The organism is Nostoc sp. DedSLP04 (assembly GCF_034530775.1).
Lineage (GTDB): Bacteria > Cyanobacteriota > Cyanobacteriia > Cyanobacteriales > Nostocaceae > Nostoc.
In genome coordinates this window covers 29,019-51,176 of the sequence record NZ_JAVRCL010000008.1, presented here as the reverse complement: position 1 = coordinate 51,176, position 22,158 = coordinate 29,019, and the positions used below count along the sequence as shown (strand labels likewise).

The window sequence follows — 22,158 nt, the reverse complement described above, 5'->3', positions numbered from 1 at the left end:
CACTGCTATAACTGTAGTCTTGGCAGCACTCAAGCAAGACAAGGAATAAAAGGTGGCTCATACTTTTTTATTGGAACCAGGACGCTGGGCAATGCAAGGAAATTGGCTGGAACGTAATGGTACGCCAATCAGCGTCAAGGGTATGACATTGGTAGCTTGGAATCGAGATAACTGGTTTACTATGGCCACAAAACTGATATTTCCAGGTAGTGATCGCTCTGAAATCTCTCTGCAATATAAGGGGCGGTTGCATGATGGAGAGCGTCAGTATACTTTTTTACTACAACATAATATTTTGGGGCAGGTTGAAGGCGAAGGCTGGATTGGTCTAGATACTATCGTACAGCGTTACTGGGTACTAAGCGATCGTCAGCGTCGTAGTGGTTTTGAAACCCTACACCGGATTTCGCAAGATACATATTACCTCAGTAGTGGTATCTTGGCTGGTCATTTTTTAACTAGCACAATGGAAGCTAGCCTAGAGCGTCAGTCAGCTTAAAAGCAGCCCTACCTCACCGCTTTGCTGTTCTTCTAAGCCAAAAACTGCCGTTCAAAGAACTCTGGCAACGCACTGGTTTACCAACGCCTAATATCTCCTACCCGACTTTAACCACTCATCGTATATTTTTACCGACCTACTGAGTTGTATAGTAAAAAAGAAACGATTAAATTATGGTCAGGATTTTAGTATTTTACCTAACCATGTAGTCAGGAGTTCAGTTTCGTGAATCCTAAAGTCTCCGTTATTATCCCTGCTTACAATACTGAAACTTATATTGGAAAGGCAATAGAGTCAGCCTTAAAGCAAACACTCACTGACATTGAAGTTATCATGGTCGATGATGGCTCAAGTGATAAAACTGTAGAAGTCGCTAAAAGTTTCACCGATCGACGTCTCAAAGTGATAGTTAATCAGCAAAATGTTGGAGCGGCGGCGGCACGTAATCGCGCCTTCAGAGCAGCCCAAGGAGAATGGATTGCTGTACTTGATTCAGATGATTGGTATGCTCCCAAAAGATTAGAAAATCTTGTGTCTTTGGCAAATAAAACAAATGCAGACATGATTGCTGATGATGTTTATTTGATCGAAGACGGTACAACATCTCCTTGGAGTACATTGATTCAAGAAAGTGGAGAACGTATAGATAAAATCTTCCAAATTGATATTGTTTATTTTGTAGAAACTGATGTCTATGGGCAACCAGGGTTGCATCTTGGCTTAAGCAAGCCTCTATTCAAACGAGAATTCCTGATTAAGAACGGCATCGAGTACGATGAAGAAATTAGAATGGGTCAAGATTTTTGGATTGACATGAAATGCTTAATCAAAGGAGCTAGGTTTTTTATTGAGCCAAAACCCTATTATTTCTACCGTTCACGCCCTGGTTCTCTTGTATATCAAAGCCAATTACCACGTCTAAATCAATACTGTAAAACTACTACTTCTTTCATGCAACAAGACATTGTGAAAAATAATCCTACTCTAATGCGTGCTCTATCTTATAATCTCTCAGTCTATAAGAAAAATCTAGCTTATCTTCAAGTTGTAGAACCTATAAAACAAAGAAAATGGTTAACAGCATTCACAAGAATCAGGAAACATCCGGGTTTCTTTTATGATTTTATGTCCAGATTTAATAGTATTGTTGAGCGTCGAATTCAATATTATATAATGAAGAACAAATCAAGTTTTGATATATATCCTAATCAACAGGAAAAACGAAGAAATAACACTTAAATATTACAGATTACTAATGAATAATGCATTATTACATAGTAATAATTAGCTTGAAGATTAAAAACATTGTTAGGTAATCAGAAGATTTTTTAAAAGTATTGGGTGAATATAATTCGTTATTACATAAACTAAGTCTATCTTCGTGAACTAATGCGAATTTAAGGGTTTTTTAACCTACAAAGACAGGTTTATCAAATTAAACATGGCTAGTTGTCAAATTATTTAATTGGGCAGTTAAAACGTCCAGATATTGCTATGTCAATGGCTTAGTTTTTAGGCAGTCGGCGCGCTCCGCACGCCATTGCTTAATCAGTTGCGTAAGTCCTGGTGTAGCCAAACTAATGCCGTCTTCTCCCAACACAAAGCAACGTCTCGTAGAGAAAAGGAGATGCCAAGAGTGATAGCGCATTAGTCAAAATTGGGCAAACTAAAACTACACCACAATTTTTGAATGCACTTGTCCTCCCAAATATTTACAAACTGCTTTTGGAGTCGAATTTTCTATGTCAGACCCCAACATTGGTCGCTTACTCAGCAAACGCTACCAACTCCAAGAGTTAATCGGTACTGGAGCAATGGGTCGGGTTTATCGTGCTAAAGATACATTGTTGGGAGGTGTACCTGTTGCAGTTAAGTTTCTGGCTCTATCAATCCAAAATGAAAAGATGCGATTGCAAGACCGTTTTGAGCGAGAAGCAAAAACCTGTGCTTTACTAGGGCAAAAAAGTATCCATATTGTCCGAGTTATGGACTACGGCGTAGATGACAATAACACCCCGTTCTACGTTATGGAATACTTACAAGGACAAAGCCTGAACAATATTATTCGCAAGCAACGATTACCTTTAGCTAGATTCCTCAGTATGGCGCGTCAACTCAGCTTAGGGTTACAGTGCGCCCATGATGGCATCCCGGTTGATGGCGCTATTTGCCCAATTATCCATCGCGATGTCAAGCCAAGCAATATGCTGGTGATTCAAGATCCCAGTTTTGGAGAATTGGTCAAGGTTCTAGATTTTGGTATTGCTAAGTTATTACAGTCAGATGGCGACCATACAAAATTTTATTTGGGGACATTGGCTTATTCTTCTCCCGAACAGATGGAGGGTAAAGAATTAGACAACCGTGCTGATATTTATAGTTTGGGCGTCATGATGTTTGAGATGCTCACAGGCAAAATGCCACTGGTGGCACCAACTCACTCTTTTGGTGCGTGGTATAAAACACATCACTATCAAAAACCACGTTCTTTTTCTGAGGCTGTGCCTGGATTAGAACTACCAAAAGAAATTGAAAATTTGGTGATGAGTTGTCTAGCTAAAGTAGCACGCGATCGCCCCCAAAGTATTACTGAAATCCTCAGAGTTTTAGCATCTTTAGAAAAGCCTGAGCATACACGCAAAATTCAGCAAGCCAGCCATTCCCTCGTTCCTACTACTACAGCTAGCACTGAGCTTGAACAAAAGACCAAAGCCGATTTGCGGGTATCCTGGTCAAACGATGAAATCACTCGTGCCATTTCCTGGCCCAAAAATAAACCAATTGCCGATATTGTGTTTCCCCAGCCCATTCATACCAATGGGGAGGTTTTACCAGCTTTGTGGGTGATGCTACCGCAAGAAGAAATTCAAAAACGCTTACTCTGTACACGCTATAACCAATTTCTGTTCATCTCTATCCCCCATCCCATGCTCCTATGGATTACTGTCATCTACAATCGCAAGCATGGCGCTAAATGGTTGCCTTATTATCTCGATCTCAAAACCAGCCTTGGTCAAGAAATTGCTCGGTTACTACAGCACACAGGTTACTACCGCCTCTTATTCTTTGCACGAGAAGCACCAAATCCCTGTACCCACATCTTACTTTCCAGCGTCGCTTCTGCCCAGCGGCAACGACTGCAAGAGTGGGTCGCAATCAGCAATACCTTCATGTCCTCTGCCGACCCGCAAATTAGTAAAAGTTTACTCAAAAACGAGTACGAAAAGATTAAGCCTCAGATTATAACAAAACTGGAAAGTATAGATACAGATTCTCCATACGATCTTTCCAGCTAGGCATAATTTCTTAATGTTACGTGTTTCATAGGTGGTCGCTCTCAGAATGTAACGTTTTATAAACAAAATATATATAAAGATGTAACTTCTAGTTATATGTATAAAGAGTGAAATCACTAGCTGCTAAAGCAGTAGTATATAAATTATCTCTGAATCTTCCTCTGCAAATATTCCAGTGGATTGTCAATTTGTGCAGGTGTGATTCCCTCATTAGACGAAACAACAAAAAGTTTGGCTAAAGCAAACAACAGTTCTACCCTGCAATGCTAAAGTTAGTCTAGACTTCATCAGATATGCCGTAGACAATGTTTACTCATTCTTAGTTAATTTCGGGAATTGAACTTTTGCGCCATATTATTGTGGAATTACTTATCGAAGTTGACGCCCCGGCATCCCCAGCTCTTTTCCTCCTTGGAACCAAGCAAGAGAAGGAGGTCGCCCACTGCGACATTAGAACGACTCTATGCCATAGTGGAACCGGAATCTAAGCCCCACTGGTGTTTAAGAAGCTCTTGATAAGTTGCCTCGCGCACGACCATTTGCTCATAGAGCTTGACTAAAAAATCTTTAGCTTGATCGTGGCTCATATTTTGCACCTGAGTAGCAAATGAGCAGATGCTGAATTGCTGTTCCAAGGATAGTTTCATTGGTTGATTCATAATTACTCCGAAAAAACAACGCGTAAAGGTGATATCGCTCACAGAAGTCCAAATGGGATAATATTTGGACTTATATCTGTCCAACATTTGTTCCTCCGTATTACGAAAGATAACAATTGTTTGACAGATTGCCCACATCCAAAGTGTGGACTTTTTTCTGTTTTGATATCTTGCACCTAATCCTACTGATATACCACCCAAGTCAGCTGAACCATATTCCGGAAAATAAGCTCTATTTGGTCTTAGATAGGTATAACTACCTCTCTCATTCCTTCCTGCTTTGCACAAATATCCTTTAAAGAGAATATTTGGTGCTATGTAAAACCCGTCTTAGTCTTTGTGTTTAAAAAGCCTAAGATGCTGTCTCCGCAAGGGTGGAAGAAGCTTCGGAGGAGGGAAATTGTAAGGAGGTTGGGGAATTAATGGTAATAAGCGTGAATTATAGTCGCTTTACCTTATTACGTGCAAGATGTCAATTTCCTAATTTATACAAATTTATCCTCTTTGGGTGATTTTAGAGGCTAAAAATATTTGTATCAAATTGTAAAAAGGAAAAATGCTCACGCTGAACAAATTACTGAGTATATTTACCGGATTTGTCATTTGTCCTTTGTCAGTTGTCCTTTGTCATTTGTTTAAAGTTACTAAGCATCGACTAATGACCAATGACCAATGACTAATGACTAATGACTATTTTCTTCAAGCGAGACGATGACAACTGTGATGTTATCGTGCCCTCCATGCTCTTTGGCAGCCTCAACAAGAGAGATGGCGGCTTTATCAAGCCAAGGACTATTTTGGAGGCAGTTAGCAATCTTCTGCTCGACAAGTTCTTCTGTAAGACCATCACTACATAACAGCAAGCGATCGCCAACTTTTACATCTAGTGGTTGTACATCAATTTGATGCAAGTCTTCACGCCCTAAACAACGCGATAATACATGGCGAAAAGGATGTAATCGTGCTTCATCTAAGGTGATGTCACCGATTTTGATTGCTCGTGCTACCCAAGTGTGGTCTTCCGTCACCTGTTCTAAGTGCGACTCGCGGAAGCGATACAGCCGCGAATCGCCAACATGAGCGCACCAAGGCGACTCTGGGGAGCGAAAAATTACTGCTACAACAGTTGTCCCCATATCGGCGCGTTCGGGATGATTTTGCTGATCCTGCAAAATCGCTTCATTGGCACCCCACAAAGCTTGTTCTAGTAATTCTTGAGAAGACTTAGAAGTTTCCCAATTTGCTACCAAATACGCCTGAATTTCTTCAGTAGCAATCCGACTTGCCTCTTCACCTCCGGCATGACCACCCATACCATCGGCAACAACGAAAAATCGTCCTTCTGGGTCTATATAGTAAGCATCCTGATTATTAGAACGAATAAGTCCCGGATCGCTAAAACCCGTGAAATTAAGTTTCATAAATTTTTTGCAACAATTAATACATACGATCGTAACGGTCGAGGCGTAAAAGTAATCGGATCGTGATCGCTGAAAGCGCAGCTGCAATTAAAGCAGGCAGCAGTGCTAACCATACATAATCCTTAACCACTAAAATAGTAGCTGAAAGCGTGAAACCGCTGATTAACAGAGCATAGCTTATTGAGAGCTGAATACTGCTCTGTCGTCGCAGCAGGCGTTCAGTTTCTATAGACCGAACGCGCAAGCGCATATCTCCTTGCTCTAGCTTCTCTAGTGTATCCTCTAATCTACGTGGTAGACCAAAGGCGGTACTACTTACCTGAGCTGCTTGACGACTTAATTCGTTAAGAAAGCTATTCCCCTCAGAACCATTCATATCGGTCATAAGTTGCATTGCATAAGGTTTGGCAACTTCCATAAAGTTAAACTCTGGATCTAAGCCTTTACCTACCCCTTCTAAAGTAGAAAAGGCTCGCATCACGAAAGTGAAAGTTGCTGGAAATCTAAATGGCTGATTATAAGCTATTTCGTAAAGGTCGTCACTGATTGCTGCAACTGATTGGTTCTCAAAGGGCTTATCCATAAAATGATCCAGCATATACTGGACGGAACGCCGTACTGGGCCCATATCATCAGTTGGGGCGATCGCACCTAAATTTATTAAAGATTGCACAACACGATCGCCATCTTTTTGGGCAATACCAAACAGTGTTTGCATCAATCCTTCGCGGATGTTGGACTTAATCCGCCCCATCATGCCGAAATCGTAGAATATCAAAGCACCATTTGCACTAACGGCAATATTGCCTGGATGAGGATCGGCGTGGAAAAAGCCACTATTGAGCAATTGTAGTAAGTAGGCTTGAGCACCTTGACGAGCGATCGCTTTTCGATCTAAACCTGCTGCTTCTAAAGCTTCATATTGGCTAATTTTAATTCCAGGGAGATATTCCAAAGTCAGCACTCTGGAAGTAGCATAACGCCAGTATATTCTGGGGACGCTCACCCAATCGTAGCCGCGAAAGTTCCGGCGAAAAGTATCGGCGTTACGACCTTCGTTAAGATAATCAATTTCTTCCCAAAGAATGCGACAACATTCTTCGTAAATACCCAACCAATCTCGTCCACGTCCCCATTTGGGATGGTTTTGAAAGTAGCGGGTAATTCCTTTGAGAATCTGTAAATCTATTTCAAATAACTTCTTTAGCCCAGGACGTTGCACCTTAACAACAACTGATTCTCCAGTATGTAGTATAGCTTTGTGTACTTGCCCCAAGCTAGCAGCAGCTAAGGGAATAGGTTCAAAATTATGGAAAAGTTCAGGAATTTTCTTGCCTAGTTCTTTCTCAACGATCGCTTCTACTTGCTCATAGCTAAATGCCGGTACTTTGTCTTGTAACTTGGCTAGTTCTTCTACATATTCACCAGGGAATATATCAGCACGGGTAGAAAACAGTTGCCCAACTTTGATGAAGGTTGGCCCTAAATCCAATAGAGTATTGCGAATCCAGACTGCTTGGGTTTTGCGTCTTGCAGCTTGCTTGACATCAGTCACACCTCCCGGATAACTCCAAGATTTGTTGTATAGCCAAAGTTTGAACAGTAAGGTCAAGACAAAAGACCAAATGTCCACAAAACGCCGTTTGCTAGAGTATTTTTCCCGATTCCAACGGTATGCCTTCTCTGAATAACCTTGTTCCATATACTTTGTTTACCGTTGGTTTGCGATCGAATCACTTGGAAGAAAAGACACTCTGATTCCTAAACTATTCTTTCTTAAGTGTCATTTGTCCTTTGTCCTTTGTCATTTGTGCATAATTCTTAGCCTAATGACTAATGACCAATGACCAATGACTAAAATTTATGCAGAAGTTCTACGATAATGTTGCAATTCTGTTCGTAACAGGGCAATTTCAGCTCGTAATTCATCAATCTCTGCTTGCAAGTCACCTGAATCAGAACTGGCTTGCCCAGTACCTGGGGTAGGTTGACTGGCATTAGCTGCTTCTGCTGCCCGATTTGCTCGCTCTAAAACTTCTTCTGTAAATTGGCGCAGTTGCTCTCTAGCTTCTGCATCAAATTTGCCCAGATCGCTCAAAGCATCGGTCAAGGCGACCTCTAAACGCTCATTAACTACTTCTGCTACCGCTCTGCCTACGAAAAAGGCTTGTACAAGGGGGTTACTCATAAATTTTTGTTACGTTGCACCGCAAGAGAATTATAACTTGCCTGTATGCTTTACGGCTTCTGTTGTTGAGGTAGAAATTTACTAGAAATTTACATAAGGCGATCGCTTTATTGATTGTATTCCAGCAACTCTCGATAATATTGCTCTGGTGTACTTGGTAAATAAGTTGTCATTTGCAAAGTTTGTTCCCTCAACTTGAAACCTTGGGTAATGTTAATCTGGCTGAGAAAATCTATATCGTGGGAAATTACCCAAAGCGCTCCTTGGTAATCATTGATACCTATTACTATTTGTTCAACAGTTTCAATATCTAGGTTATTAGTTGGTTCATCGAGAATCAGTAGATCGATTTCTGAGATACTAATCATAGCGATCGCTAATCTTGCTAATTCACCTCCACTCAGTACAGAGGCGCTTTTGTGAACGTCATCATATTTAAAGAGAAAGTGTCCCAGTTGTTGACGTAAATGCTGATAGCTGAGATCGGGATTGGCAGCTTGCATATTTTCTAGAATTGTGTATTGGCGATTTACCAATTCGTAGGTTTGATCGAGATATACAGCTTTCATCGCTGGTGTGAGCAAAACCTCACCTGATTCTAAAACCGCTGTTTGGTTTTCCATTCCCAAAATTGCCTTTACCAGACTCGATTTACCAGAACCGTTTGCACCGATAATGGCTATGCGATCGCCAGATGATATATGCAGTTGAATATTTTGAATCAATAGACGCTCTGATATCCTAAGATTTGCACCCTGGATATTAATTAGATTTCGGCGTTTTTGATTTTTTTCTTCTAGCTGAATACTCGTTACTTTGGTAGTTTTGACCTTCGTCTGTGTAACCTTTTGATTAGCCTTTGCTACTGCTGCTTCATGTTTCTTTTTCGCAGTTCCGGTAGACACCTCAGCTTTGGTTTTAATCAGTCCTGCTGCCATTCTATCAATACTACCATTCAGAAACTTGGCGCGACCGTTGCGACTAGATTGGGCTGCGCGTTGCTGTTCTTGCATCGCTGTGATTTGGGTACGTTTGAGTTCCTTTCTGGCAACTTCGTGCGATCGCAATGCTGCTTCTAACTCTATTTCTTTCTGTTGTCGATAATGAGAAAAATTACCTCCATATACTTTCAAACCAACAGGTGTAAGTTCCCAGGTTACTTCTGTTACTTGGTCTAAGAAAAAAGGCTTGTGAGAGACAATTACATACGCACCTGTGAAATTCAAAAGAAACTGTCTTAAGCTTTCTAATGCTTGCAAATCCATGTGATTAGTTGGTTCATCGAGCAATAACAAGTTTGGCTTTTGAGCTAAACCGATCGCCAAAAACAGTTTAGTAAGTTCTCCACCACTCAAGTTAGCAATTGGTAAAGATAAGTCAACTTTGGTGTGGAATTGTGTTTGCAAAATATCCTCAATCTTCCACCATTCATCAGAGATAGAAATCAAAAAATTAAGTACTGTATCTGCTGTAATTTCTTGTCTGATAGTGCTGATTTGTGGCAAATAATAGACAATACCATTACAGCAAACTGAACCTGTATATCGGTTAATTTGACCTGCAAGTATCTTGAAAAGTGTTGATTTTCCTACCCCGTTGCGACCAACCAAAGCAATGCGATCGCCCGCGTCGATATTCACATGAACTCCTTGAAACAAAGTTCTATCTACGCTGAGGTCATAGGCTAAATTCTCAGCTAACAATATTGATTTTTTCGGCATTATTCTCAAACCTCAATTCGCAAACTTCCACCCGCATATTTCCAAAATTTACGGGTAAATTAGACACAAAAAAAACTCAGCCGCAGACAATCGTCAAACGGTTCTATATAGATAGGAATGATGACAATATTTTTAGTGCATGACTATGTGAAGTAACCCTGTCAAACTAGTTGCGTTTATTCTTCGTTGACATTTGTTGCTTTAGTGCAACAGGTGTTTGGTACTACTTCATTTGTGCTATCTCATTGGAGTTGTGATGAGGTTTGATATTGACTACAGTGTAGCACTAAGGTATTTCGGAAAGTGAGAATGCGATCGCTTTTTCTATTTCCACACTCCCCAGCCCTACTAGAAAGACTTACAGCAGTTTGATTTTGTCTTAAATACTCTTGTGGGTGCGTTTATGGGTAGGGATGTGGGTGTGGTTGTGGTTGGGACTGTGGGTTGGTTTGTGGGTTGGTTTATGGGTTGGGTTGTGGGTTTGGTTGCGGGTTGGGCTGTGGGTGAGGCTGTGGGTTGGGCTAGGGATTGGGTTATAAATTTGGCTGAAGACTCATTTACAACAGTACTAATACTACTAACATTAGGATTTGGAGCTACTGTAGGAACTGGGATAATAGCAAGCTTTCTAAATCAATTTATTTTGTTAGCACTAACAGTAACCAGTTTATCCGCACTTTCCATGCTGCTTTTTTCACCCCTAAAAAGACGTAGATTAATTACTAAATATCGCCAGTATGAAGAACTTTAATTAAACTGTAATCAAACAGATGCCCGACTTGTTTAAGAAGTCGGGGATCTAGTCTTGTTTGTGACAAAGATAAGATCGCACTCTCTTTTTTTGTGTCTAACTTAAGAATGCGAAGCCTTTTTTTCCCAAGCCTTAATATAGTGCGGTAAGCGATCGCTATGCCGTCAAGCTTATCGCTTGAACAAAAAGATTACTATATATAATAACTAAGTATGAATATAGGTCAATCTATGTCTACCAAACATATCGCAGAGTATTTCAACTTTCTCTCTTCTGAAGACATTAGACTGAAAGACTCAAGAATTGATATTGAAACAATTCTTTATGAATACATTGATTGTGGACGTTCTCCAGAAGAAATTGCCCAAATTTATCAAACAATATCTTTAGAACAAGTATATGCAACAATTCTTTATTATCTGCAAAACAAAGAAACTGTCAGTGCTTATATCAAAAACTGGATAGAACACGGTCATAGAATGCGAGAACAACAGAGGCTTAATCCCCTGCCAGTGTCAGAAAAACTGCGCCAACTCCGAATTAAAAGACAAGCTAAACAGCAAGCATAACACTGCAATATCTGATTGATGAAAATGTCAATCCTTTATATCCAAATAAAATTAGACTACGAGAACCTGATATTGCGATCAAAGTGGTAGGAGAATCAAGAACTCCACCAAAAAGTACACTCGATCCAGAAATCCTGTGTTGGTGTGAGGATAATAATTTTATATTAGTGACAAACAACTGAACTTCTATGCCAGTACATTTAGCTGAACATATTGCTGTTAATCGTCACGTACCAGGAATTTTTATCCTCAATCCAAATTTAAGTATTGGTGAAAATATAGAAGAACTCATAATAGTTGCTTTGGCATCAGAAGACGATGAATATCAAGACAGAATAGTTTATTTACCCTTACCCTACAAATAGGCGATTACCTACGGTACGCTAGGCGATCGCTAACTACAAAACTGCTAAAGTAAATTTATAACTACTTGATGCCATATCCATTCTATGACCATTGCTCAAGAATTAGATTCTCAAGAAGGCATCTGCCAAGATATTATATTTCCTCCTGGTGATTTATATAGTGACGAACCTCCCTTGGAAAGCGAACTGCATTTACGGCAAATAATTTTACTTTTAACCTGTCTGGAATGGTTGTGGCGAGATAGAAATGATTTCTATGCGGCGGGAAATCTGACTATCTACTACAGTCCGCGCCAACGCAAATCAGAATACTTCCGGGGGCCAGACTTTTTTGTTGTGCTGGGAACTGAACGTAAAACCCGCAAAAGTTGGGTAGTCTGGGAAGAAGATGGTAAATATCCGAATGTAATTCTAGAAATTTTATCTAACTCAACAGCTAATACTGACAAAGGTTTAAAGAAAACAATTTATCAAGACACTTTCCGCACACCCGACTATTTTTGGTTCGACCCTTACACACAAGAATTTGCGGGATTTCATTTAATAGATGGAGAATATCAACCTCTACAAGCAAGTGAAGAAGGGTATTTGTGGAGTCATCAGCTAGGGTTATACTTAGGAGTTTATGAAGGTTTATTGCGGTTTTTTACACGAGATGGACAACTAGTACCAACGCCAGAAGAAACGGCAGAACAGGTACAGCAAAAAGCTGAACAAGCTGAACAAAAAGCTGAACAAGCCGAACAAAAAGCTGAACAAGCCGAACAAAAAGCTGAACGTTTAGCAGCAAAACTGCGGGAGTTAAATATCAATCCAGATACAATTTAGACCAGAGCTATTTCATTTAGGATAGTGTTGTGCTAAAAACTCCTTAGCTTCAGTCTTATCTTTAATTACTCCATCCAAGGTAGCTGCAAGCATATCATCTAATATTTGTCGATATTGAGGCCCTGGTTTGTAACCCAGTTTCTTTAAATCATTGCCATTCAGTAGTGGCTGCACATTAGCCCAAACAGTTAAATATTCCCAAATCTGATGTCTAAGCGATCGCAAACTTTGCACAGCAATTAAAATCAGCATTGGTAAATCATACTGTCGCAATAACTGTACTACTTGACTAGGACTTTGGCACTTAGGCAAAGATTCCATTACTTCAGTTTGAGCACAAACCAAGTTTTGCAAGCGTTTAATCCCATCTTCTTGCAATTGCAGATTTTTTGCCACTTTTGCCCGATATTCTGGTGTTAGATGGGCGATTAACGTTTCTAAACGCATTTCCCAATGAATGAGGGTTGGTTGTGGGTCAAATCGCCGCAAACAGCGTTCTAGCAAACGTAATTGTCGTAGGACTTCCACATCTAGCTTCAGGCTAGGATGGATGCATTGCAATGCCTCTAAGTTATCTAGCAACTGCAAAGCCGATTTCCAGTAGGGGGCTTCTAGGATGTGTTTTAGTTCTGTTTTCAGTCGAGTTTGCAGGGCTGGAGTTCTGCTATTCTCTTGAGCAGTGCGATCGTAAACACCACTGTTGATGGCATAGCGGATAAACTCTTCAGTTTGCGATTCTATCTCAAATCCGAAGCGCACCGCAAAGCGCACGCCACGAAAAATGCGGGTGGGGTCTTCGATAAAGCTGTTGGCGTGTAAAACCCGAATTTGTTTAGCTTGTAAATCTAGTAATCCACCAAAAAAATCGAGTAATTCACCAGTCCGAGGAGAAGTCAGGCGCAAGGCGAGGGCGTTGATGGTAAAATCTCGGCGATACAAATCTTGACGAATAGAACTCGCCTCAACTTCTGGATTTGCGGCTGGATAAGGATAGAATTCTGTTCTAGCGGTGGCAATATCTACCCATAAAGAATCTAATTCTGGGTCTTTGTGCCACAGCAAAGCCGCAGTTTGAAAAGCCCCGTGGATTTCTAAGCGAGCCATAGGGTAAAGTTGTTGGAGTGCTTTGGCTAATTCCACACCAGCACCGACATCTGCTGATTTATGAAAGCCATCAACCACAAGATCGATATCTTTAATCATCAAAGTGCCCGCTACTGCTTCTGTTAATAGCAAATCCCGCACCGCACCGCCGACTAGATAAAGATGCCAACCCTGTTTTTCTGCCTCTTGCGATGCTGTAGTGAGTAATTGCCACAGTTGGGGAGCAAGGCGATTTTGCAATTCAGTGCTGAGAGGAATTTTAGATTTTGTTAGCGCAGCGTTAGCGAGTCTGTGAGCGTCATTTTGAATTTTGAATTTTTGCTCGTCCTCTTCGTCTTCATCCCTTTCTTGATGTAATTCTCGCAAGACATCAGTACGGGTGACAATGCCCATTAACTGCCCATTTTCCAATACTGGTAAGCGTCCGATATCATAAGTCACCATCAGTGACTCAATTTGTGGCAGTGTCGTATCTGGTGTAATCGTTTTGAGATTCTTGGTCATGTAGCCCTTGACTGGTGCATGACTAAATCCGTGGTGTAAGGCAATATCAATATCCCGCCGTGAAATAATACCTACTAGTTGCCCTTGAGTATCAACTACGAATAAACCAGAGTGTCCGTAGCGTAATAAAATGCGCTGGGCTTCGGCAATTGTGGTTTCAGGCAGAATCGTGCGGACAGGAGAAGACATCAAATCCCTAGCAGTGAGGGGATGGGGAATTTGTGCTTTTATCCCGTCAAGGAGTTGTTTTAATATTGCTTGCGAATCAACTCCCCTGAGATTTAGCGATGCGGCTTGCGAATGACCGCCGCCACCCAAGAGTTGAAATAATAGGTTAAGATTCGTTTTGGGAATTTGCGATCGCCCAATTACAGTTAAGCGTGAATCCTCTTCATTTAAAGGATACTCATTAGCCAGCAGTAGGGCATCAATTTCGGTTAATTCCACAAGTTCCGAAGCTAGGCTCGATAGCCCCGGCACAAAAGCCTCAGTTTTCAAAGTTACCCAAGCAACCGTATATCCATGTAGACAGAGATATTCTAAACTTTCCAGAGATTCAGTTAATAGCTGCTGCAATTGCGGAGATAATCCAGGGTCACGGTAGGTGGAAATTACTGATAAACTAGCCCCTTGTTGCATCAACCAAGCCAAAGCTAAAGCATCCCGTGCTGTGGACTGGTCATATGTTAAAGAGCCAGTGTCAACGTGGATACCCAAAGCCATCACAGTTGCTTCGGCAGCAGTCAAGGAAATTTCCTGTTGTTGCAATTGCTCGACGATTAAAGTTGTGGTGGCTCCTACTGAGTCAATATGCGATCGCGTGGCGGGTATATCTGATTCTTGTCCTAAGTGATGGTCATAAACTATAATCTCTCTTACAGTAGGTAAATCAAACCACTGGGCAGCTTTACCCAAGCGATCGCGTTGCTGTGTATCCACCACGGTCAGAGAGCGAATTTTTTCTGGATTCACCGAACGGCGTTCAATCAGTGGATATTCATCCCGATGCAATGCTAAAAAATCCCGTACAGTAGGATGAGAGCCGCCAGGTAGCACAATCTTGCTTCCCGATAGTAGGCGCGTCAACCCTACTGCTGCTCCTAATGCGTCAAAATCTGCTGTTGTGTGGCAAAGAATTAAATCCATAGTTAAGAGTCATTAGTCATTAGTCATTGGTGTTTAGACAAAGGACAAATGACAAAAATGTTGCAATTTCTGCTAGCTTAAAAATAATAAGAAAGTGTCAGTGTCGCCCTTTAGGATATTCTATCCTTAGTATTTCGCTGTATTGGGAGAAGCAAAAATGACCATAATATTCCAATTTGCCTTGATCGGTCTAGTAGTGTTGTCTTTTGTCCTCGTTGTAGGCGTTCCGGTTGCTTATGCCACTCCCCAAAACTGGAATGAATCTAAAAAACTGCTCTGGCTTGGTTCTGGGGTCTGGATTGGTTTGGTGTTTTTAGTTGGTTTGTTAAACTTTTTTGTCGTGTAGGCGACGGCTTCGCTCTGGCGCAGGCACATAATATAAGAAATAGAGGGGCAGAAAAGCCTAGGTCAAAGGTTAAGGGAAACAAGGGATTTTTTCTTTTTCCTACTAACTTAATTTTGACCGCGCTTTCCTGCTCCTCTACATTTAAATAAGAAATGTATATTGGCCAGAAGTATAGTTGATAAAGAGGCAGTCATGGCAGTTTTCGAGGGAACTTTTACCCAAACGGAGCCTTTGCGGTTTGCAGTGGTGATTGGTCGATTCAATGACCTCGTTACCGGAAAGCTGCTAGAGGGATGTCAAGATTGTTTAAAACGCCACGGTGTAGACCCTAACCCCCAAGGTAATCAGGTGGACTATGTTTGGGTTCCGGGAAGTTTTGAGGTACCTTTAGTAGCTCGCCAATTAGCACTTTCCCATCGTTATGATGCTGTAATTTGTCTTGGCGCAGTGATTCGAGGACAAACACCCCATTTTGATTACGTATCCTCAGAGGTTTCTAAAGGCATTGCTGCCGCTAGCTTTCAAACTGGGGTGCCAGTCATTTTTGGCATTTTGACAGTAGATACTATGCAGCAAGCCCTAGAACGGGCAGGCATAAAAGGTAATCATGGCTGGGATTACGCCCTGAATGCTTTAGAAATGGCTAGCCTGATGCGACAACTGCGTTCTAACCTAGCAGAGCCATATTCTCGTAGTAGCCAGTCTCTGCCACCTTCTTTTCCAAGTGCCAGCGTTAGCAATTTAACTGTCGAGTCAGAAGAACTCAGCTAGTCCGTCATTAGTCATTTGTCCTTTGTTATTCATTAATGACGAATGACCAATGACTAATGACCAATGACCAATGACGAATGACCAATGACTAATGACTAATGACCAATGACCAATGACTAAATTAAGGGGTTGACAATTACAGATAAATCTGAGATATTGGTATTCGGGTGATGATCGCGGGTATAGCTCAGTGGTAGAGCGTCACCTTGCCAAGGTGAATGTCGCGCGTTCGAATCGCGTTACCCGCTTCCAACTAAAACCTCTTGAATTTAACAATTCTAAGAGGTTTAGTGTTTTTAGGGTGCGTTGAAGTGTTCGTAGATTACCTCTGCACTCTTGTGAACTGCTCCGAATGTGGACAGATCGGTTAAAATTAGCCACAATCTATATATTTGGACAAAGAGTTAGACACTAAATATGTTTTAGCAGTTTCTGCTCTGGAAACGCCTGTGAACTCCAAGGCATAGAGATTGGAGACAATCCCGGTCTAACCTTGATAACTGATTGTAATATATAGTGACCCAAAGGGAAATTAGCGGGTTTGTTAATGCGTGTTGTTTACGAGCCTAGCCTTCCCAAAGGATTGGCTTTAGGAGTGGTCGCCACCTATGCGCATAATAAATCCCCAAAAACGCAACCACATTACCTTGAAAGCGACAGATGAAGAGAAGGAAATTTTTAAACAAGATCGCCAACTACGGGGAAAGATTAAAAATAGATAACTCCGTACTGTGGCAATTAGTAGGATACTTAAAGTTAGCTGCATCTACTGTTGGTAATCAGGGCAATGTTTGCATCACCTTTTTATGTATATAAAGACAGAAGCCTTTAAGGTGTTTACCAAGGCATTATATTCTCGTAGTTCGTGTAAAACACGCTCAAGTTATTAGAACGCTTGTGCAATCTCAAAAACCCGAAAAAATCGATTTCAATACCGAATACCCCTGTCCCTGTCGTCGCCGGGGTCAGTTAATTCCGATTACGCTGACAGAAGCATTTGGTTGCGATCGCTGTCAGCAAATCTTTGTTGTAGAAGATAATGGTCATGTCCTAGAACAGCTTTCCACCACCTATCCCTACAAACGGGCTTGGCGTTGGATGGGAAATAGTTGGCATGTTGTCCATCCCCGCTTGGGAGAAAGCTATTTGCCTATAGCGCTGGGGATTATTTTCGTGCTAGTGATTATATGGCTGCCATTAGCACTGCGATTGGCAAATGGTTCCAGCATTATTGCTTGGGCAATGGTGGCGGTGCTATTGGCTATCTTACCAGCACTAATGGTTTGGCTTACCTACAGACGTTAACTCAATGACTGTTGAATTGTATGACCACCCCGAACCGATTACTAGTGCCCAACGAGCCTATCAAGCTTCCCTAAAGTTGGCGCTCACAAAGGGAGCAGACCGAAGTCGTGCAGTATTGGCAATGGCAAAGGCGATTGAGCGCTCATTTGACGACATTCTAGAAGCCAATACCTTGGATTTAGAGGCTAGTCGGGAAATGGCAGTGCCTGAATTGATATTGGACTGGCTGAAGCTGACTCCCACAAGGCTAGAGATGACAGTGGACATTTTACAACGGTTGGGGGAATTATCAGATCCGCTGCGACGCGTCAGAACTGCTGATTATCAACTGGAAGATTCCCAGAGTTATACCCAATTAATGCCCTTGGGAGTGATTGGATTTATTTATGAGGCGTTTCCCGATTTAGGGGCGATCGCAGCGGGTTTTTGTATCAAAACTGGTAATTGTATAATTCTCAAAGGCAGTACCGAAGCTAGCCATTCCAACGCGGTCATCGCTGAGGTACTGCAAAATGCGATCGCAGAAGTTGGCCTAGCTCCTGGCTGTCTAGAACTGATCACAGCAGAACATGGGGCTTCTGTTCGGGATCTAGTCACCCAAGACCAGTACGTGAATTTAGTTATTCCCTACGGACGTACTAGCTTAGTGCAGCAGGTAGTCCGACAGGCAACTTGCCCAGTTTTAAAGTCGGCGATGGGTAACTGTTACCTCTACTGGTCGCTCAATAGTAGCTTAGAAATGGTGCGCTGGATGATTCTTAATAGTCATCAAAGTGAACCCGATCAAGTCAACGCCATTGAAAAAGTACTAATTCATCGTCAAGCCTTGCCATCATCTTTAGCAGTCTTGTGGAACAGCTTGATGGAAAAAGGCTTTGAAATTAAAGGAGATGCAGAACTAGTCCAATCCTTTCCTCAGTTGCAGCTGGTAAAAGAAGGCGAATGGGGAAACCCTTATTTAACGAGGACAGTAGCTTTTAAACTGGTGGATAGCTTAGAGGGTGCGATCGCTTGGATTAATGAATACAGCAGTGGTCATGCCGACTCTATCGTGACTGAATCTTACCAGGAAAGTCGGCAGTTTGCCTTGGGAGTTAACAGTGCCTCTACCTACATCAATACTTCCCCGCGTTTTTCCCGCAACCCTTCGCGGGGAGATTCAGTATTTCTCGGCATGTCTAATCAAAAAGGTCATCGCCGGGGATTTATCAGCCTGGAAACTTTGACCACCGTTAAGCACATTGTTCAGGGAAATGGCAGATTTTAAATAATTCGTAATTTGTAAAGTATAATTCGGAATTTTGAAGTAAAACTATCTCAAATCACTGTGGATTCCGAGAGTGGTGACGCGGATACTTGCTTGTAGAAGATTATAAAATCTAAATTATTGCAAGCATCTTAACAAAGTTTTGCGCTTTGTCCCATTTTTCACGTAGCTCGTCCGTGTCCGCCCTACCAGAACTGCTGGGGTATCCCCATACCTGAGCTGTAAATGTACTGCCTCCAATCCAAACAAATAGTCTCTGTCCGTCCGAGCTAATTGTATGACAATCAATGAATGATAAATTAGTTATGAGGCGACAAAGTTCATGTCCTGTCTGAATGTTCCACACTTTAATAGTTCCATTTTCTCCGCTACTACTAATTAATAACCGTCTATCTGGGCTGATATCAACATCAGGAATAAACCTTGATTGGGTATTAATTGTGCAAAATACCTGTTCTGTCTGCCAATCCCACAATTCCAGAGTAGTATTATAGTTTTTGTCACTGGCATAAGTGACCAAGGTTTGTGAGTTTGAGTAAATGGAAAAACGGCGAGGAAGATATTCAGGTATCTCAATAGAGGAATTTTCCTCTATTTGATGAATATTCCATAATACAAAAATATTAGCATCACCAGTACTTACAAGTTTTTGACCATCTGGACTAAAAGAAACAGTCCAAAAGTTTTCCGCATGATGACCGGTGGTGAAGATTTTCTCCCCTATTTTTAGATCCCACACCTCAGCACAATCATTAGAATGCGAAAGTCCTAATATTTGGTCATCTGGAGCGAAGATAACTTGAGTAAATTTCGTTGGGTTTTCCTGCTTCCATGTGTTAGTTACTTGTTGTGTCTGAATATTCCATATTTTCACTATTCCATCATTATCATCAAGAGTTACTGAGACTTCTTTATCTACATTAATAAAAATATGACCAATCCCAGGAACTTGATCTGTATACCTCTCAATAGTAAAAAGATACTCAAAAAATAAATAGGGGTTGTATGCCTGTAATGCCAGTTTAGCTCTTGGCTCTGTACTTTCCTGAAGTAGCCAATAAGCTGCTTCTTGAACATCAACCTCTGAGTTCTGTAAAGCTTGAATAATCAAGTTTAAGCCAGCTTCCCCATACTCAAAAGCATCTAGAAGGGCATCAATTTTTTGTTCAACCTTTCCATACGCCAGCAATTGCTTAACTCTTTCAATCCCTCCCAAAACTGCATCATTAACTGTCATAAATTCTTTACTATTTTGGTGGTGGATCTAAATCTGCCACAAACTTCTCCTAGTTTCAATACCCAATCCCCTAATTCAAATTTAAACTTAACAAAATCTTAATTTCTACTTGATCCTGGGTTGGTAGGTTCCTTGTGTTTGGTTGAGCAGCAATTAGGAAACAAGTCAAATCAAGCCAGTATTTGTGCTTTTCACAACTGACCCTCCTAAAATTTGCCAACTGTATTTACATCTGGGAAGGGGTGAATATGGAACTTATGGATGGTATGCGCCTGCTAGCAAATCAGTGCAAACGGCGGAATTTCTTGTTGGGTGCAGGATTCTTAACGGGGTTAACAATCGCTAGCCAATGGCATCCGGTATTGGCTAACTCAAGGTTTTCTGGCTATCCGTTCAGTCTTGGTGTTGCCTCTGGCGATCCTTTGCCGGATGGTGTTGTTATCTGGACACGACTGGCTCCCAATCCACTCTCTGGAGGCGGAATGCCACTGGTAAATGTTCCAGTGCGGTGGCAAGTTGCCCTTGATGAAAACATGAAACAGGTTGTGCGGCGAGGAACAGTACTAGCAACACCAGAGTTAGCGCACTCAGTCCACGTTGATGTCCGTGGGCTAAACCCTGACCATTGGTATTGGTATCAATTTCAAGCAGGTAAGGAAGTTAGCCCCATTGGACGGACTCGTACAGCACCAGCATTTTATAGCTATACCCAACAACTGAACTTTGCTTTTGTCTCCTGTCAAGATTGGCAAAATGGCTACTATACAGCTTATCGGCATTTAGCTGAGGAAAATCTCGACCTTGTGGTTCATCTGGGTGACTACATCTACGAATACGGGCCACAATCTGGTGGGCCGCGCCAGCATAATAGTCCAGAAATTATCACTCTTAAAGACTATCGCGATCGCCACGCCCTCTACAAAACTGACCCAAATCTTCAAGCTGCTCATGCAGCTTTTCCCTGGATTGTCACTTGGGACGATCATGAAGTTGACAACAACTACGCCAACTTAATCCCCGAAGATAACCAAACTCAAGAGGCTTTTAGAAAACGGCGAGCCAATGCTTACCAGGCTTACTACGAACACATGCCCTTACGTCAGTCTTCATTGCCCAAGGGCCCAGACGCGCTGCTTTATCGGCGGTTGACTTTCGGTAATTTAGCTGAGTTCAATGTGCTAGACACGAGGCAGTATCGCACTAACCAACCTTGTGATGATGGACTTAAGCCTCGCTGTCCCCAAGCTTTTGATACAAATGCTACGATGACCGGCTCAGAGCAAGAACAGTGGCTACGAAAAGGGTTAGACCAATCGCGATCGCGCTGGAATGTGATTGCTCAACAGACCATGCTAGCCGAGTACAATTTCAATAGTAATCCAGGTGTTGGTGTCTTCAATGTGGATCAGTGGGACGGTTATGTGGCTGCGCGTAATCGGCTTTTGAGTTTTCTCAACCAGCGCCAACCCTCTAATCCAGTGGTAATTACTGGAGATATTCATTCTAGTTGGGTACACGACCTAAAGCTTGACTTTAATAACCCAAACTCGCCGACTGTAGGCACTGAGTTCGTAGGAACTTCAATCACCTCTGACTTTCCCACCTCATTCATCGCTCCATCTCAAGCTGCCCTAACTAATAATCCCCATACTAAGTTCTTTGATGGTGCTTACCGAGGATACGTCCGCTGCAACCTGACTCCAAAACGCTGGCAAAGCGACTATCGTGTTGTATCAAGCATCGTTGACTTGAATGCTTCAGTCAAAACCTTAGCTTCGTTTATAGTCCAAAACGGACAACCAGGGGCACATCCAAGTTAAGCAAATCTCACAAGTAATCAAACAAACCCTCCAAATAGAATCTGGGGGGTTTCAATATAGTATTAAATATAATTTCGACTATTAGAATATCTGAATTCGGAGCTTGTTATCCCACATTTTGCGGGTGTTCCGATAGAGCAATCCTATCTGAGTTACTAAAACTGCAAAAGGTTTAAAAAGCTAGAGAATATGGGAAACTTAAAAGGAGCGTAGACTATATTAGTGGGAAGCGATCGCCTGTTAAAGGTTATACTAAATCAATTTTCCTATAGAGTTATTTTGGCATTTATTTGCAATACTTAACTTATCTATAATTAACAAAAGTAAACATAGATTAAAAATAATAACTAACATCATAATT

General features: G+C 41.6%; 19 protein-coding genes and 1 tRNA gene. 13 read left to right on the top strand and 7 right to left on the bottom strand.

The features are described from left to right. Nucleotides 1-52 precede the first annotated feature (52 nt). The 3 genes from RMX89_RS06915 (at nucleotide 53) to RMX89_RS06905 (ending at nucleotide 3,795) form a co-directional block, all read left to right on the top strand. Entirely contained in the window at nucleotides 53-499 is a 447-nt protein-coding gene (locus RMX89_RS06915; protein ID WP_322670296.1) for a hypothetical protein, read from the top strand. 225 nt (nucleotides 500-724) lie between these two features. Next, nucleotides 725-1,738: a glycosyltransferase family 2 protein gene (locus tag RMX89_RS06910; protein ID WP_322688398.1), complete on the top strand. Its 1,014-nt coding sequence runs from the start codon at nucleotides 725-727 to the stop codon at nucleotides 1,736-1,738. Between the two features lie 503 nt (nucleotides 1,739-2,241). Beyond that, entirely contained in the window at nucleotides 2,242-3,795 is a 1,554-nt protein-coding gene (locus tag RMX89_RS06905; RefSeq protein ID WP_322688397.1) for a serine/threonine-protein kinase, read from the top strand. Between the two features lie 461 nt (nucleotides 3,796-4,256). Here RMX89_RS06905 and RMX89_RS06900 read toward each other — a convergent pair whose 3' ends face one another. The 5 genes from RMX89_RS06900 to abc-f all read right to left on the bottom strand — a co-directional run bounded on the left by RMX89_RS06900 (nucleotide 4,257) and on the right by abc-f (nucleotide 9,784). After that, nucleotides 4,257-4,454 (bottom strand): NblA/ycf18 family protein, encoded by a 198-nt coding sequence (locus RMX89_RS06900; RefSeq protein WP_041565841.1) that lies wholly within the window; start codon nucleotides 4,452-4,454, stop codon nucleotides 4,257-4,259. Nucleotides 4,455-5,137: 683 nt separating this feature from the next. Further along, nucleotides 5,138-5,875 (bottom strand): Stp1/IreP family PP2C-type Ser/Thr phosphatase, encoded by a 738-nt coding sequence (locus tag RMX89_RS06895; RefSeq protein WP_322688396.1) that lies wholly within the window; start codon nucleotides 5,873-5,875, stop codon nucleotides 5,138-5,140. A gap of 16 nt (nucleotides 5,876-5,891) precedes the next feature. Next, the gene (locus RMX89_RS06890) at nucleotides 5,892-7,577 is read right to left on the bottom strand and encodes an AarF/ABC1/UbiB kinase family protein (RefSeq protein ID WP_322670300.1); all 1,686 of its coding nucleotides are present in this window, start codon (nucleotides 7,575-7,577) and stop codon (nucleotides 5,892-5,894) included. Nucleotides 7,578-7,736: 159 nt separating this feature from the next. Next, nucleotides 7,737-8,063 carry a DUF6825 family protein gene (locus RMX89_RS06885; RefSeq protein WP_322670301.1) on the bottom strand — a complete coding sequence of 109 codons (327 nt, stop codon included), beginning with the start codon at nucleotides 8,061-8,063 and terminating at the stop codon, nucleotides 7,737-7,739. A 107-nt stretch (nucleotides 8,064-8,170) separates the two neighbouring features. Next, nucleotides 8,171-9,784: a ribosomal protection-like ABC-F family protein gene (gene abc-f, locus RMX89_RS06880; protein ID WP_322688395.1), complete on the bottom strand. Its 1,614-nt coding sequence runs from the start codon at nucleotides 9,782-9,784 to the stop codon at nucleotides 8,171-8,173. Between the two features lie 391 nt (nucleotides 9,785-10,175). Here abc-f and RMX89_RS06875 point away from each other — a divergent pair, with 391 nt between their 5' ends. From RMX89_RS06875 to RMX89_RS06855, 4 genes are all read left to right on the top strand, one after another. After that, nucleotides 10,176-10,535, top strand: coding sequence for a hypothetical protein (locus RMX89_RS06875; RefSeq protein WP_322688394.1), 360 nt, complete (start codon nucleotides 10,176-10,178; stop codon nucleotides 10,533-10,535). A gap of 230 nt (nucleotides 10,536-10,765) precedes the next feature. Then, nucleotides 10,766-11,104: a DUF433 domain-containing protein gene (locus tag RMX89_RS06870; RefSeq protein ID WP_322688393.1), complete on the top strand. Its 339-nt coding sequence runs from the start codon at nucleotides 10,766-10,768 to the stop codon at nucleotides 11,102-11,104. 188 nt (nucleotides 11,105-11,292) lie between these two features. Next, nucleotides 11,293-11,469: a hypothetical protein gene (locus tag RMX89_RS06860; protein WP_322688392.1), complete on the top strand. Its 177-nt coding sequence runs from the start codon at nucleotides 11,293-11,295 to the stop codon at nucleotides 11,467-11,469. A gap of 84 nt (nucleotides 11,470-11,553) precedes the next feature. Next, complete coding sequence (locus RMX89_RS06855) at nucleotides 11,554-12,297, top strand: Uma2 family endonuclease (RefSeq protein WP_322688391.1); 744 nt, start codon at nucleotides 11,554-11,556, stop codon at nucleotides 12,295-12,297. A gap of 12 nt (nucleotides 12,298-12,309) precedes the next feature. Here RMX89_RS06855 and RMX89_RS06850 read toward each other — a convergent pair whose 3' ends face one another. Next, nucleotides 12,310-15,051 carry a CBS domain-containing protein gene (locus tag RMX89_RS06850; RefSeq protein ID WP_322688390.1) on the bottom strand — a complete coding sequence of 914 codons (2,742 nt, stop codon included), beginning with the start codon at nucleotides 15,049-15,051 and terminating at the stop codon, nucleotides 12,310-12,312. A gap of 157 nt (nucleotides 15,052-15,208) precedes the next feature. Here RMX89_RS06850 and psbZ point away from each other — a divergent pair, with 157 nt between their 5' ends. The 5 genes from psbZ to RMX89_RS06825 all read left to right on the top strand — a co-directional run bounded on the left by psbZ (nucleotide 15,209) and on the right by RMX89_RS06825 (nucleotide 18,740). After that, nucleotides 15,209-15,397 (top strand): photosystem II reaction center protein PsbZ, encoded by a 189-nt coding sequence (gene psbZ / locus RMX89_RS06845; protein WP_322670309.1) that lies wholly within the window; start codon nucleotides 15,209-15,211, stop codon nucleotides 15,395-15,397. Nucleotides 15,398-15,589: 192 nt separating this feature from the next. Next, nucleotides 15,590-16,168, top strand: a complete 579-nt coding sequence (gene ribH, locus RMX89_RS06840) for a 6,7-dimethyl-8-ribityllumazine synthase (RefSeq protein ID WP_322670310.1) — start codon at nucleotides 15,590-15,592, stop codon at nucleotides 16,166-16,168. 176 nt (nucleotides 16,169-16,344) lie between these two features. Further along, a tRNA-Gly gene (locus RMX89_RS06835) sits at nucleotides 16,345-16,416 on the top strand. Between the two features lie 649 nt (nucleotides 16,417-17,065). Next, entirely contained in the window at nucleotides 17,066-17,473 is a 408-nt protein-coding gene (locus RMX89_RS06830) for a hypothetical protein (protein ID WP_094348002.1), read from the top strand. A 4-nt stretch (nucleotides 17,474-17,477) separates the two neighbouring features. Further along, nucleotides 17,478-18,740 carry a glutamate-5-semialdehyde dehydrogenase gene (locus tag RMX89_RS06825; RefSeq protein ID WP_322670311.1) on the top strand — a complete coding sequence of 421 codons (1,263 nt, stop codon included), beginning with the start codon at nucleotides 17,478-17,480 and terminating at the stop codon, nucleotides 18,738-18,740. A gap of 112 nt (nucleotides 18,741-18,852) precedes the next feature. On the opposite strand, the gene RMX89_RS06820 is transcribed toward RMX89_RS06825, so the two are convergent. After that, nucleotides 18,853-19,977 carry a hypothetical protein gene (locus RMX89_RS06820; protein WP_322688389.1) on the bottom strand — a complete coding sequence of 375 codons (1,125 nt, stop codon included), beginning with the start codon at nucleotides 19,975-19,977 and terminating at the stop codon, nucleotides 18,853-18,855. Between the two features lie 248 nt (nucleotides 19,978-20,225). Between RMX89_RS06820 and RMX89_RS06815 the strand changes: the two genes are divergently transcribed. Beyond that, nucleotides 20,226-21,797 carry an alkaline phosphatase gene (locus RMX89_RS06815; protein ID WP_322688388.1) on the top strand — a complete coding sequence of 524 codons (1,572 nt, stop codon included), beginning with the start codon at nucleotides 20,226-20,228 and terminating at the stop codon, nucleotides 21,795-21,797. Nucleotides 21,798-22,158 lie beyond the last annotated feature (361 nt).